This window comes from Aureliella helgolandensis, assembly GCF_007752135.1.
GTDB classification, from domain to species: domain Bacteria; phylum Planctomycetota; class Planctomycetia; order Pirellulales; family Pirellulaceae; genus Aureliella; species Aureliella helgolandensis.
Genome location: NZ_CP036298.1, coordinates 7,518,527 through 7,531,399, shown reverse-complemented (window position 1 = coordinate 7,531,399; position 12,873 = coordinate 7,518,527). Strand labels below are relative to the sequence as shown.

The following is a 12,873-nucleotide window of genomic DNA, read 5'->3' as shown; positions in this document are numbered from 1 at the left end:
AGCCTCGATTACTGGCAACCCGCCGCTTGCAAACGCATGGTAACTTCAGCTACCACGACGGAACTTGTTCCTAAAACTCAAAGTGAACTTTTCCGTGCTTTTGCGCGCGGCTGATATGGTCCAGGGAATACAGTCCTGCAAGGACGAATTCTACGCAGGAAGCACGCACGGCTTCGTTTTCACTAGCGTTGACTTCGAAGGCCTTTTCCCAGGCGGGAGGCACGATTTGCAATCGCTCCGCATAGGCCGAACTGGGGAGCATGTCGCCGACTTCGATGCGGACACCCTTCTTAAAGATTTCTGCGATTTCTGCCAATCCAAATTGCTCGACGTATTGTTCAAAAACACTTTTCACCGCCCCGGCAATTAAGGCGTCGATGACCTGCTTCTCGGACATTTGATGGCTCCCCATCATATCCAATTCCAGTTTGCCAAGCGACGAAGAGTAGAGGTGCCCAAGATCGCTGATGCGTGGGACGGCAGGTGATTCGCCCAAGACGATCGCCCGTTGCCGCGCACTGGCTACCATGGCGCGGTAGTTTGAGAGGCTGAAACGGGCAGATACACCTGAGGCTTGGTCGACGTACTTGCTGCGTCGCCCCTGTGCGGTGATCTCTTCAATAATCTCGGCCATGAAGTAGGGGACCTGAACCGGGAAGCTACCCCCCAAATCGACTCCCGCCTCTTGTTGCAGGATCTCGATGCCTACCTCCCGCTCGCGTGGATAGTGCGTTTGAATGATCGAGCCAATGCGATCCTTCAGTTGTGGAATGACCTTGCCACTGCGGTTGTAGGTACTGGGGTTGGCTGAGAAGAGGATGAAAATATCGAGGTCGAAACGGATGGGATAGCCACGGATTTGCACATCACGTTCTTCCAAAATATTGAACAGGCCGACTTGGACCAATTCGTCCAGCTCCGGCAGTTCATTCATGGCGAAGATTCCGCGATGCATCCGAGGGATCAGGCCGAAGTGCAAGGCTTCTTCGGTGCTCATGCTGACGCCGCTGGTCAGTTTCGACGGATCGATTTCACCAATGATGTCGGCAAACTTGGTGCCGGGACTCAAACGCTCGGCATAGCGTTCTTCCCGAGGCCACCAAGCCACGGGGATTTCTGCTTCCTGATGTTCGGCCACAAAGCGTTTGGCCACCGATGTAATTGGCGCAAAGGGATCTTCGTGGATCGGGACACCTGGGATATCCAGGTAGGGTATGGCCTCATCCAGGAACCGGACGAGCGCCCGCATCAAGCGACTTTTGGCTTGCCCTTTCTCACCCAGAAAGAGCATGTCGTGACCCGCTAAGAGTGCAATGTTTATCTCGGGGATCACCGTATCTTCATAACCCACGATCCCTGGGAATAATTCTTCATCGCTAGAGAGCATGCGCGTGAAGTTCACAAGGATTTCTTGCTTGACGGTTTTGGAGGTCCAGCCACTCTCACGTAGCTCTGCCAGGTTGCGAGCCCGGCTGGTAAGCGGCGTGTTGTGGGATATCGGTGAAGATGGCATGTCAGTAACACTGAAGTGAAGAGGCAAGGTGGAGCGAGATCCGATTGCTCGATTATACAGCCGCGACTAGCCCGGCATATTGATGAGCGTATAAAACAAAAGTGCTGTACCCTCCCGCTCTCGGGAGCATCGCGACAGGCCTCAGTGGAAGTGGAGGTGGTAATTAGTGCGGCTTGTCATGGAATCGAAGACGACATTCACGCCACGATCCTGGCAGGACTAGGGGGGGCGTAGGTAGATGCTTCCGTGGAGTATGCGGAGTATGCATTATCGCAGTGTATCGCGCAATGAATACCCGCACTCCGACGGTCACTCGCGGCGCGCCTGAGAAGTTGGATTCAATTCGGAGTTGCGACTTCGACCTGAGCTTCGGGAGATGCTCGCGATAGCTACCGCCCGGTTTTCGCGATATCTGTTTTCGCGATGTCTTCCGTGCCGTTGTCTTCAATGGCGTTCTGTGCCCAGAAAGCCAGCAGCGATCACCGGCTACCTTAGCCCGATATGAAGCGGCGATCGAATACGGCCGGAGGGGAGTTGGGCGTTCTCAGAGCCAGATTGCGCAAGCCATCAATAAGGTCGTTGTCACAAGAATGCCCAATGCACCCAGAGCGATGGTTCCGATGCGACACTGGCCAGGCCGGCGATGTTTGCCCGAGTGCTTGTTGCTATCCGCGGCGGCATCTTTACTGGCTTCCTGCGGAATGGGCTCTGCCACCACGCGCTGGGTCGCTTCGGTCAACAACGGCGTGCGCGAACCCTTGCGTAGTTCCAAATCGCCTTCACTCACAATGCACAGCTGAATACGCTCGAAGGGACGCTCGCGGTTGCGAGGGTCGAGCAAACGGTAGGTGCTGGTCGCCAGATCAGACAGCAGCTCTGCCTGTTCCTTGGAGTCAGCGGGGAAGGCTTGCTGAATTCGTGCTGCGGTGCGGCCTGCAGCTTCGCGGATTACCTCCACGCGAGATTCCCGAGCATTCAGCCCCAGCAATGCAAAATCGTACCCCAAACGGCCAGGGCCGGAGTGCAAAGTGGTGTTGGAAGTAGGCTGAGTGGGATTGGAAGGCATTGGAAGCGTTGTTAGGTGTAAGCGACTCTCTACCTCTGTTTCAACCCTAGCTGAGGGCCAAGGTTTCTGTCGAGGTCTGCGCCAGTCTTCCCCTGTGGAAGTGAGCTAGCGCTTAAACTGCTACAACTATATTCGGCATTGTCGCGCGGAATATGGGGCGCAGCAGGGCGATTTTTCCCCGGAAAAAAGACCCTGGCACTGGTGGGTGGTGCTTGATTGAAACGATGGGGGGCTGGCTGGCCGTCGAGGCTCTTAATGGGGAAAGGAGTCACCGAAGGGGGCGACCAACCCCGTTTGCGAGCGGCAATGGTATAGACATGTTTTGAAAGAAATTGGTTCCCCGAATTTCGACGCTTGGGAGAACCACTCGTGCCAATGCCGCTTTCAGTGGGGGGCCCGCTTCCGTTTGCGCCTCGAAGTGCCCTTGCGCAACGAACTGTTGATTTAATAGCAATTTGAATATTAACGCGGAGGTTGCGTCCCAAACTGCCTTGTAGCGGCAACTACCTTTCCTTGCTCACCGGGCTGTTGATTAAATGGCAATTTGAATTTTAGCGCGGAGGTAGCATCCTTAATTGCCTTGTAGCGGAGGTTATCTTTCCTTGCTCACGCGGCGGGTTACTATTTCGACAGCCCGGCAAGCACTGGGCTTAAGCTTCCAATGAGCCGGCACCCCCCGCTAGATGTCGCAGACCTCGATCGCATGGCGTAGCGATTCCACGGGGTTTTCCCAGGTTGGGATAAATTCCTGAGCGACATAGCCGGTATATCCCGTTTCCAAGATCGCGCGCAGGATGGGGGGATAGTTGATTTCTTGGTTTTCGTCGATCTCACAGCGGCCTGGATTGCCGGCGGTGTGGTAATGCGCGATCCAGGGGTGAAGCTGACGGATCCGACGGATCACGTCACCGTGCATGACTTGGACATGGTAGATATCGAACAGCAGCCGAAAATTCGGAGAATCCATGGTTTGGATCAACTCGATGCACAAGTCGACGTCGTCGCCAAAATACCCTGGATGTCCCTTCATGGGGTGGCTGTCATCACGGCTGTTGAGATGCTCTAAGCATAGCGTGATGTTATTTTCTTCGGCATGTGCTATCACCCGTTTCCAGCAGTCAATGCAATTCTGCTTGGCGACTTCCTCTCGCATTCCAGCTACCTGCATGCCGGTGAATGTGATGACGTTAGGGCTTCCGAATTGAACGGCCGTGTCGATCGCTGCTCGTAGTTTGGCTTCAACCGCAGTGTGGTGGTCGGTACTGGTCGGCCCCTCTTTGAATCCGTGACTTCCTACGAGTGAGATCTCGAGCCCGACCTCACGCACTGCTGGGTAATGGTCAGCAGAGATTCCTTCGATAGCCACCAATCCCAGTTGCTTACCGATCTTGGCGAGCTCGACGGCAGGCATTGGATTGAAGCACCATCCCATCACCGATTGCCGAATTCTCCCCTTGCGTGGTTTTTCCGCAGAGAGCTCTTGGGCGGCAAGGTGGTGTCCGAGGAGTGGGGACGTCGCTGCAAGTCCGGCAGTGGTGGTGATCCAATTTCGTCGATTCGAATTCATGGTTGTGCTTTCAATCGTTCGCCAAGTACGTCCTACCCAAGAGCGTTGGTAGACAATAAGCCTGTTCCCACTGTACTCGACGCAGGTGCGCACAACTACTACGGGGCGATGCCTCTAGCCCTGGAGAAGCATGGCTCGGGGAATGAAGGAGTTATTGCAACCCAAATGGATTACTACGATATGGATTACTACGATATGGATTACCGCGATATGGATTACCGCGATCCCGCGTAGCTGTCTTGCTCGATAACCGGTGGACTTTGGGGGGGGCCGGTGCGTAGAGGCGGAAGCAGGAGATTGGTGTTCAGGAGTTTGCCGGTGGAGCTGATTTAGGTCGACTCGCGACCCGTCCACAGCGCTGCCCAGAGATTGGACTTCAGTGTCTTCAATCCGTCTCGCCACTGTGATCGGTCAGGTCCGCCAAGCTTTCTTTGAGGTGCTCATAGGCCTTGGCGGTAACGCAACGCCCTCGCGATGTGCGGATCACAAGCTCACTTCGAAGCAAGAAGGGTTCCACTTCGTCGACCAGCGTGTCGGGTGAGACGTTCATGGTATGAGCGATGGCTTCGATTCCAGCCGGTCCGCCTGAGAAGACGCGAATCAAGGTTTCTAGGTAACGTCGATCTTGCCGGTCGAGCCCAGCTTGGTCGATGCCGGTCATTCTCATGGCTCGATCGACGATGGGAAGCGTGACTTTGCCATCCGACTTGCTCATCGCAAAGTCGCGGACCCACAGGAGGCGATTGTTGGCAACGCGTGGTGTGCCGCGACTGCGCCGCGCGATCTCCACGGCCGATTCGGCATCGACTTCCACGCTCAGCTTCTTGGCATTGCGCTCGAGGATCTCGGTCAATTCAGGCAGAGAGTAAAAGCCGAGGTGTTCACGGATCTGGAACCGGTCTCGCATGGGGCCACTCAGCATCCCAGCTCGAGTGGTGGCACCGATCAGTGTAAAGGGCTTGAGTTGCAGATTGAGAGTTCGCGCGCTAACCCCCTCTCCGAGCACGATATCGATCCGAAAATCCTCCATCGCGGTGTACATGTACTCCTCAACCGCTTTGGGCAGGCGGTGAATCTCGTCGATGAACAGCACGGAGCGATGTTCGAGATTGGTGAGGTAGGGAATGATGTCCTTGGGGGCTTTCAACGCGGGGCCGCTGGCCATTTGTACCGCTACATTCATCTCGCGTGGAATGCAGGTTGCAAAGGTAGTCTTGCCCAGCCCTGGTGGACCATCGAACAAGATATGTCCGAGGGGCTCTTCACGCTTGCTGGCAGCGTCAATCGCGATTCGCAAGACTTCGATGACTTCGCGCTGCCCTACCATGTCGGCGATCCGTTTGGGACGCAACGCGACATCCTTCTCGTCGTCCGGCTCGTCGGGTGTCATGATCGATTCGCGGGCCAAGTCAATTTGCTCTGAGGTGAAAGGTGATTCGGAGGGGAAGTTGCCGTGGCCCTATCATAGCGTACAAGGGGAAAGCCGCGTAGCGCCGCCAGGGCGAGTGAGGAGTGCCTTGGGTTCTTCCGGCATCCCAACGATTTAGTTGCATGCGCACTCGGTGAAACTGTTGCGGTCGTACCGGACACTTGCTGAGGAAGAGGACCTTCCTGGCGGATAGGGGAAGGGGGACGGTGGACGGTGGACGGTGGAACGAGCACGAGCACGAGCACGAGCACGGGTGAGGGAGAGAACGGGTGAGGGGAGCTTTGGTTTTCTGGTGGTTGTCCCAATCGCAACCCGCTGCGTGAGGGGCTGTTGATTTAATAGCAATTTGAATTTCAACGCGGCGGTTGCGTCCCAAACTGCCTTGTAGCGGCAACTATCTTTCCTTGCTCACGCAGCGGGTTACTATTTCGACAGCCCGGTGAGCAAGGAAGAGTGGTCGCCGCTCCAGGAGGATTGGGGCTGCTACGTTCGCGGTAAGACGGCATTCGCTCCTATCTTCATCCAGCTGCGACGTTATGCGGAAAGGTGCGGTGGCTTCGGGGCGACTGTGGTGCTTAGCTCGCGGCTGCTGCGATGATGGAAAGCAGGATGAAGAAACCGACGATGCCACCGAGAATGAGCAACGCTACCACTAGCTTGTGGTACGAGAAGGGGGCGTCCCCGGCAATCTTCCCCGTTTGTCCATTGATCAAGACTCGGAATAACTTTTGCTTGTAGCGATAGGCCAAGATCCAAACGGGCAATAGGGCAGGGGAGCCTTGCATGGCCGAGATGCGTACGTTCACACGGAGTTTTCGCGCTCGATTGGGGACGTGCTGAGTGCATGCGGCACGCTCCAATTCCTCAATCGTGCTCCTCGCCAGCGGCCTTGCTAGCTTGCGCGGTACTCGAAACTCCTCGACAATCTCATTGGTCAAGTCCAGCGCGTCGAGTGCTTGAGCGGCGGCCTCCAGACGAAAGGGAGCGATGGCTTGTGTCTCGCGGGAGGTTAGAACGCTGCTGCCTCCAATAAGGATGCCTGGGTACTGCGAGCGGTTCCTGCCGCTGACCGGATACCAGTCGCCCCGTGATCCGGGCGGCGCCGGGGAGGAGTCGGCCGTCCAATGCGTATCGGTCTTGGCCTCAAACACCCAATACGGAACATAGACGGCTGTCATCTTACCGATTTGCGAGGCCCGGGCGGCATCTTTGGGACGCCAGAATCCGCGACCGAGCCATTCACGCAGCGTGGCTTCCGCCTGTTGCTGGCTGATCACCCGTGGAACAACGCTGTGCGGTTTGACGGAACGCGCCGTTTCGCGGCGTTCCATTTTGGTGCTGCCGCAGAACGGACATCGCAATGCCTGTGCGGAAGCATCATAGCTCATCGATGCACCGCAAGATTGGCAGGAGAAATTGTGAAAAGTAGGCGCGTTGGCGAGTCGCTTGGCGGAAGAATCTGCGTGTGCGTTCTCGGTTCCACAATTGCCGCAGAACAAATCTTCATTGTCGAGATAACAACGGCAAATGCCGCAGCGATGAATCGCATCGGTGCTCATCGCAGGGATCCCTACTTGATTCCAGAAGTCTTCATCTTGACTTGGTACAAACTATCGCTTGCCGTAATGAACAAGAGATCGCGATCCGCTCCACCAAAGCAGACATTCGCGGTCCATCCCTCGGGTACTTCGATGTTTTGCAGTTTTTTGCCCTCAGCACTGAAGACCGTTACCCCCTTGCCAGTCAAATACAGATTGCCGTCGGTGTCGAGCGTCATGCCATCGGAGCCCATTTCGCAAAACAAGGTGCGGTGGGTCAAGCTGCCGTCGTCGGCAATCTGAAAGCGATATGTCTTCTTATCCCCGATGTCCGCGACGTACAGGAGCTTCTTTTGCGGATCTCCCACGATACCATTGGGCTGTTTGAAGTCGTCAGCAGCTATCTGGAGTGTCTTGGAGTCGGGGGAAAAGCGGTACACGCGTTTGGGGAGTTGCGCATCGAGATTTTCACGCGTCCAATAGTCGCGGCGGTAATAGGGATCGGTGAAATAGCAGCTGCCATCGGCGGCAATCCAAAGATCGTTGGGGCCGTTGAACAGTTTTTCTTCGTATCCTTTCAGCAAGACAGTGTGGGTTTTGTCGTGCTGGATGCTCCACAGCTCGTTTTGGCCGTCGGCACAGGCGAGCAAATTTCCCTGCTGATCGAAGAACAAGCCGTTGCTCCGTCCGCAGGGCTGGAGCCATGTGGCGACGCTTCCATCGAGCGACCATTTGAGGATTCGATCGTTGGGTTGGTCGGTAAAGAACACATTCCCCTCGCGGTCAACGGCGGGCCCTTCCGTGAATTTGTAACCGTCAGCGACCCGTTCTAGGGTGGCCCCATCGGCCACCAAGGAGTCTGCCGCTTCCGTTGGCAGTAGTGATACCGCCAGGAGTAACAGCAGTGCCGAAATTGCAGGTAACAAGTGAAGGGCGCGCAACATGGAATGTGCTCTGAATGAAATAGGAATTCGAAAGGACCGAACGTCTATTGTAACCAACTGGGCATTTGACCTGCGGCAGGCAGCTCGATTGTCTGCACCGTTTCGACAGCTGGAATCGCCTGCATGTCGGCGAGCGCTGCTGCGGAGGGTTGGCTGTCCAGGTTGAGCACACCGATCGCGTGACCGCCTGGTTGGTTACCGGAGCGTCCCACAGCCATTTGGGCAATGTTCACTTCGTGTTTGCCAAAGGTGGTGCCGACCTTGCCGATGATGCCTGGCACGTCTTGGTGGGTGAAGATCAGTAGGTTGCCATCGATGTAGGCTTCCAGGCGATGATCGTCGACCATGACCAGGCGCGGCATATTGTGTCCGAAAACGGTACCCGCGGCCTTGGCGGTACGTCCTCCACCGGAGACTTCGACGGTAATCGAAGAGGCAAAGGCGCCCATTTCTTGGCTGCGAATTTCATTCAATTCGATCCCGCGCTCGCGGAGCAGGAGTTCGGCATTGATGATATTGACATCTTCTTCCAAAGCCCGCTCTAGTAACCCAGCACAGAATGCATTGGTCAACAGTTTGGTGTCACGATCCGCCACTTCACCACGGTACGTGAGGGTGCATTGGGAAACTGAGCCGCCGTGCCATTGACTGAGGAATAGACCGAGTCGGTAGGCCACATCGAGGTAGCTCCGGATGGCTTCGAGCGTTTTGGGGTCTAGCGCGGCCACGTTGACGGCATGCCGGATTTCACCGGTGTTGAAGAAGTTGAGCAGCAGCTGGATTCCCTCAACGGCCACCTGCGTTTGTGCTTCCTCAGTGCTGGCGCCCAAGTGTGGAGTGCAGACGACTCCTGGCATGCCAAACAGGGGGCTGTCGGTGCAGGGTTCCTCTTCAAAGACATCGAGGGCCACACCGGCGATCTGTCCGCTGTTGAGCCCTTCGACGAGTGCGGCTTCGTCGTAGATTCCGCCTCGCGCACAGTTGATCAAACGAATCCCCGGCTTGAGATTGGCTAAATCCTTTTGGCTCACCAAGTGCTTGGTCTCGTTGGTGAGTGGGGTATGCACCGTCAAGTAATCAACTTTGGGGAGCATCTCAGCCACCGTCTCTGCGCGTTCCACGCCCAGCTTGGTAGCCTGTTCGTCGGTCAAGAAGGGGTCGAAGGCAATGACCCGCATGCGAAAGGCCAGCCCTCGCAGGGCCACCTCGCGACCAATCCGCCCAAAGCCGACGATGCCGAGTGTTTTGTCAGCCAATTGGGAGCCCATGTAGAGCTTGCGATCCCATTTGCCATTGCACAAGCTTTGGTAGGCCGGGGCGATACTGCGGGAGAGGGCCATCATCAGAGCAAAGGCGTGTTCGGCAGTGGACAGCGTGTTGCCTGCTGGCGTGTTCATCACCACGATGCCTAGACGTGTGGCGGCTTCCTTGTCGATATTGTCAGTACCGACGCCCGCTCGAACGATCGCTTTCAGTCGTTTGTTCCCTTCGAGCGATTCGGCTGTAATCTTCACTCCACTGCGAATAATTACGCCGTCGAATTCAGCCAAGCCCTTGCGCAGCTCATCGCCCTTAAGCCCAATGCGCTCCTCGTATTCGAAGTTGCTGTCGGACTTGAGTAAGTCAAAACCTTCGGTTGCGATGGGATCGAGAACACCGATGCGGAATTTAGCCATAACGAACTGGGCCTTCACTGATATTTCAAAGTTGGAACGTTTGCCGCCGTCGAAACGGGGAGGGGGAGGAGTTGGACTTGGGGATCAGCCATGCTTTTGAGCAAATTCAGTCATAAAGCTAGCGAGTGCTTGGACTCCTTCGCTGGGCATCGCGTTGTAAATGCTGGCGCGGATGCCACCGACGCTACGGTGACCCTTTAGGTTTTCAAGCCCCGCAGCGCTAGCACCGGCCAAGAATTGCTTTTCGATTTCTTCGCTCGGAAAGCGGAAGGTGACATTCATCAAGGAGCGGTCTTGCTTCCGCGCATGTCCCATGTAGAGCTCAGGATTTTGATCCAGGATGTCGTACAGAACCTTGGCCTTGCTCTGGTTCAACGCATGCATCTTCTCCAAGCCGCCGACCGTGTCTTCGAGCCATTCGGTCACCAATCCGAGGACGTAGACCGCAAAGGTTGGTGGGGTATTCCACATCGAGTCCGCCGCCGCTTGATTGGCATAATTCAAGTAACCAGGGAGCTCTGCGGAAGAACGCTCCAGCAACTCCTTCTTGAGGATCACTACCGTTACGCCAGCCGGTCCGGCATTCTTTTGAGCGCACGCGTACAGCAGACCGTATCGATCCATGTTGTAGGGGCGGTAGAGAAAATCGCTCGATGAATCACAAACCAAGGGGGCGGTGCCAGTGTCGAGGTCGGCTGGGAATTGAACCCCTTGGATCGTTTCGTTGCTAGTAATGTGGACGTAGGATGCGTCGGGCTTGATGGCCAACTTGGAAATGTCCGGCAGACGATCGTAATTCGTCTCTTTACCGTCGAAGAGCACCTCGACGGGACCAACCTTTTGGGCTTCCGGAAGCGCGCTTTTGCCCCAGCTGCCGGTGAGAATGTATTGGGCCGGTTGTTCACGCCCTTGCAGCAGATTCATGGGGATCATGGAGAATTGGAGACGGGCGCCTCCCTGCAAAAACAGAATCTCATGGTCGGCACCCACATTCAATAAACGCGCAAGACGCGCCTTGGCCTGCTCATGGATAGCAATGAACTGCTTACTGCGGTGCGAGATCTCCATAATCGAAGCGCCAGCGCCAGGCAGGCAGAGCATCTCGTCACGAATTCGCTCCAGGACTGGCACGGGCAGAACAGCGGGGCCAGCGGAAAAGTTGAAGATACGCTCTTGGGCAACTTGAGATGCCATGATCAGACTCCGACGGGAGATTTTTTGACGGGAAGACTGCGACTCCAGGGCCGTTGTTGCAGGTAATCAGGAAGCCCGATTCTGGTTAGAATAGGGGGTGGTTTTACCTGTGGCAACTCGGTCAGCCAGGTTCAGCCAACATGATGTGGCACTATTCTACGGACTGCAGCAAAACCTGGAAGAACCACCGGCCAGAAGTTGCGGGGAGAGCCGACTTCCGTAGGAAAAAGCGGTGGTGGCCCCCCCTGTGGCAGATCGCCCCATTCCCAACCACGGTTCGAGGTTGCCAGGGAACTGAGTTGCCTGAAAGAAGCAGGGTGGCGTGAAAGAGCAGGGGAGCTGAAAACGGAGGCAGGTTAGTAACGTGGGGGAGAAGCGGTACCGGGCTGCGGATTTTGAGCTGTCCACGCGCCGGTGTTTTGAGTGATGCCGGCCGCTGTATTCTGGGCAATCTTGACATTCAAGCTGGCGATGCGTTGATAGAGATCGCCTTGCAGGCTGTTGAGGGCCAGGCTCTGTTGGTAGTTTTGCAAGGCTTGCCCCAGATCGCCGGACGCCTCGCGCAGTTGCCCACGCGCATTCCAGGCGCGGGGATCTTGAGGGTTCATGGCGAGTGCCTCGTCCAAATAACGCTCGGCTAGCTGAGTTTGCCCTAGCTCTTGATTGAGTCGTGCAAGCTCAACTTTGGCATCGGACAGTCCCGGATTGGTGGTAGACCAGTTGTTGAGCAATTTCAGGGCACTGTCTTTGCGACCTGACTCGACCAACAGTACAGCCAGGCCACGATGGCAATCCACATGATTGGGCTGCAGATCCAAACATTGGTTGTAGAGTGCCTCGGATTGTTCAATCATCTTGGCATCTTTTTGGCCAATCCCCAACTTGTGGTACGTTGAGGCCAAGTTGTAGTAGGAATCGGGATCGCTGGGGTCGGCCGCTTGCGCTGACTGAAATTGCTGCAGGGCCTCGTTGTATCGCCCTTGCTCGTACAGGCGGACACCCATCGAGTTTTGTCCCATGCTATTCCAGCGACAACCGCTGCTGGTAGCCGCGAGCATCAGGAGCATGGCGGCTACGTAGAGGTGTCGAGTGGTATGGGAGGCAGTCATAAACTTCTCTCTTCCGTGGTTCCAAAGTGGCTTGTCGCTGCGCTGCAATCAAGCCCCGTCGGGTGACTTTAGTAAAAATTGCAATTTAGCCTCAAGGCCTGTTTGTGGAGCTAGCATTAGCGAATTGGGTTTTTCTCTCAATTAGTGCTAATAAAACCGGACTTTGCACGTTGTCTTAGAGGCAGCCCCTGAGGTTGTCATTTTTTCTCGCGCCCCGTTCAGGGGCTAGGGTGTCTCGATCGCATGAATTCCAACGACTCTACTGCAGCCCCGCCATCGGATTCAGGCCCATCACGGGTGGGTCCCTGCCGGGGAGGTACGGAGGCAACTTGTCCTCCCCCGGTTTGGGTAGCGCAAGTCTTTGGGGAGTTGGAAGTGGCTCTGGTGGCCTATGTGCGAGGACGGCTTGGCGGAAATCTGGAAGGTGCGCGAGACGTGGTTCAAGAGGCGTTCGTAAGGCTCTGCCAACAGGACTGGCCTGAGATCGAGCCGCATGCCACCGCGTGGCTGTATCGAACGTGTCGCAACCGCGCCATCGACATCCAACGACGAGAGGGACGAATGAGCACATTAGATAGTCACACCGACCTTGGGTCGCTTCAGGATCGCACCGCCCGGCGGCCTGATGAGCAGATGCAGCAGGGCGAGCAACTCGCGCAGGTGCGTTCTAGGTTGGAGCAATTGCCCGACCAGCAGCAGGAGCTGCTGCGTCTGCGTCTGCACGATGGCTTGAGCTACAAGCAGATCGCAGACGTTACCGGGCTCACCGTCGGCAACGTTGGCTACACGTTGCATCAGGCCATCTCGTCGCTCCGCGTCAGCCTTCGCACTGACTGA

Annotated in this window: 11 protein-coding genes; 2 read left to right on the top strand and 9 right to left on the bottom strand. The window is 56.2% G+C overall.

The annotated features are described in order from the left end of the window. Nucleotides 1–70: 70 nt before the first annotated feature. The 3 genes from Q31a_RS26635 to Q31a_RS26625 form a co-directional block, all read right to left on the bottom strand. The gene (locus tag Q31a_RS26635; protein ID WP_145084927.1) at nt 71–1,513 is read right to left on the bottom strand and encodes a magnesium chelatase; all 1,443 of its coding nucleotides are present in this window, start codon (nt 1,511–1,513) and stop codon (nt 71–73) included. Nucleotides 1,514–2,057: 544 nt separating this feature from the next. Further along, nucleotides 2,058–2,579 (bottom strand): hypothetical protein, encoded by a 522-nt coding sequence (locus Q31a_RS26630; RefSeq protein WP_145084924.1) that lies wholly within the window; start codon nt 2,577–2,579, stop codon nt 2,058–2,060. A 679-nt stretch (nt 2,580–3,258) separates the two neighbouring features. Continuing rightward, complete coding sequence (locus Q31a_RS26625; protein WP_231690953.1) at nt 3,259–4,146, bottom strand: TIM barrel protein; 888 nt, start codon at nt 4,144–4,146, stop codon at nt 3,259–3,261. 45 nt (nt 4,147–4,191) lie between these two features. On the opposite strand from Q31a_RS26625, the gene Q31a_RS26620 reads away from it, so the two are divergent. Then, nucleotides 4,192–4,380: a hypothetical protein gene (locus Q31a_RS26620; protein WP_145084921.1), complete on the top strand. Its 189-nt coding sequence runs from the start codon at nt 4,192–4,194 to the stop codon at nt 4,378–4,380. 151 nt (nt 4,381–4,531) lie between these two features. Here the strand turns inward: Q31a_RS26620 and ruvB are convergent, their stop codons facing one another. From ruvB to Q31a_RS26590, 6 genes are all read right to left on the bottom strand, one after another. Further along, nucleotides 4,532–5,536 (bottom strand): Holliday junction branch migration DNA helicase RuvB, encoded by a 1,005-nt coding sequence (gene ruvB, locus Q31a_RS26615; protein ID WP_145084918.1) that lies wholly within the window; start codon nt 5,534–5,536, stop codon nt 4,532–4,534. 614 nt (nt 5,537–6,150) lie between these two features. After that, complete coding sequence (locus Q31a_RS26610) at nt 6,151–7,134, bottom strand: RING finger protein (RefSeq protein ID WP_145084915.1); 984 nt, start codon at nt 7,132–7,134, stop codon at nt 6,151–6,153. A gap of 11 nt (nt 7,135–7,145) precedes the next feature. Continuing rightward, entirely contained in the window at nt 7,146–8,057 is a 912-nt protein-coding gene (locus Q31a_RS26605) for an SMP-30/gluconolactonase/LRE family protein (RefSeq protein WP_145084912.1), read from the bottom strand. Nucleotides 8,058–8,101: 44 nt separating this feature from the next. After that, nucleotides 8,102–9,733, bottom strand: a complete 1,632-nt coding sequence (gene serA, locus Q31a_RS26600) for a phosphoglycerate dehydrogenase (protein ID WP_145084909.1) — start codon at nt 9,731–9,733, stop codon at nt 8,102–8,104. Nucleotides 9,734–9,817: 84 nt separating this feature from the next. After that, nucleotides 9,818–10,927 (bottom strand): 3-phosphoserine/phosphohydroxythreonine transaminase, encoded by a 1,110-nt coding sequence (gene serC, locus Q31a_RS26595; RefSeq protein ID WP_145084906.1) that lies wholly within the window; start codon nt 10,925–10,927, stop codon nt 9,818–9,820. A 356-nt stretch (nt 10,928–11,283) separates the two neighbouring features. Beyond that, the gene (locus Q31a_RS26590; protein ID WP_145084903.1) at nt 11,284–12,036 is read right to left on the bottom strand and encodes a tetratricopeptide repeat protein; all 753 of its coding nucleotides are present in this window, start codon (nt 12,034–12,036) and stop codon (nt 11,284–11,286) included. A gap of 243 nt (nt 12,037–12,279) precedes the next feature. Between Q31a_RS26590 and Q31a_RS26585 the strand changes: the two genes are divergently transcribed. Further along, nucleotides 12,280–12,873, top strand: coding sequence for an RNA polymerase sigma factor (locus Q31a_RS26585; RefSeq protein WP_145084900.1), 594 nt, complete (start codon nt 12,280–12,282; stop codon nt 12,871–12,873).

Coding starts and splice junctions, on each gene's coding strand:
- Q31a_RS26635 (WP_145084927.1), bottom strand. CDS start 1,513: ATGCCATCTTCACCGATATCCCACAACACGCCGCTTACCAGCCGGGCT.
- Q31a_RS26630 (WP_145084924.1), bottom strand. CDS start 2,579: ATGCCTTCCAATCCCACTCAGCCTACTTCCAACACCACTTTGCACTCC.
- Q31a_RS26625 (WP_231690953.1), bottom strand. CDS start 4,146: ATGAATTCGAATCGACGAAATTGGATCACCACCACTGCCGGACTTGCA.
- ruvB (WP_145084918.1), bottom strand. CDS start 5,536: ATGACACCCGACGAGCCGGACGACGAGAAGGATGTCGCGTTGCGTCCC.
- Q31a_RS26610 (WP_145084915.1), bottom strand. CDS start 7,134: ATGAGCACCGATGCGATTCATCGCTGCGGCATTTGCCGTTGTTATCTC.
- Q31a_RS26605 (WP_145084912.1), bottom strand. CDS start 8,057: ATGTTGCGCGCCCTTCACTTGTTACCTGCAATTTCGGCACTGCTGTTA.
- serA (WP_145084909.1), bottom strand. CDS start 9,733: ATGGCTAAATTCCGCATCGGTGTTCTCGATCCCATCGCAACCGAAGGT.
- serC (WP_145084906.1), bottom strand. CDS start 10,927: ATGGCATCTCAAGTTGCCCAAGAGCGTATCTTCAACTTTTCCGCTGGC.
- Q31a_RS26590 (WP_145084903.1), bottom strand. CDS start 12,036: ATGACTGCCTCCCATACCACTCGACACCTCTACGTAGCCGCCATGCTC.
- Q31a_RS26585 (WP_145084900.1), top strand. CDS start 12,280: ATGAATTCCAACGACTCTACTGCAGCCCCGCCATCGGATTCAGGCCCA.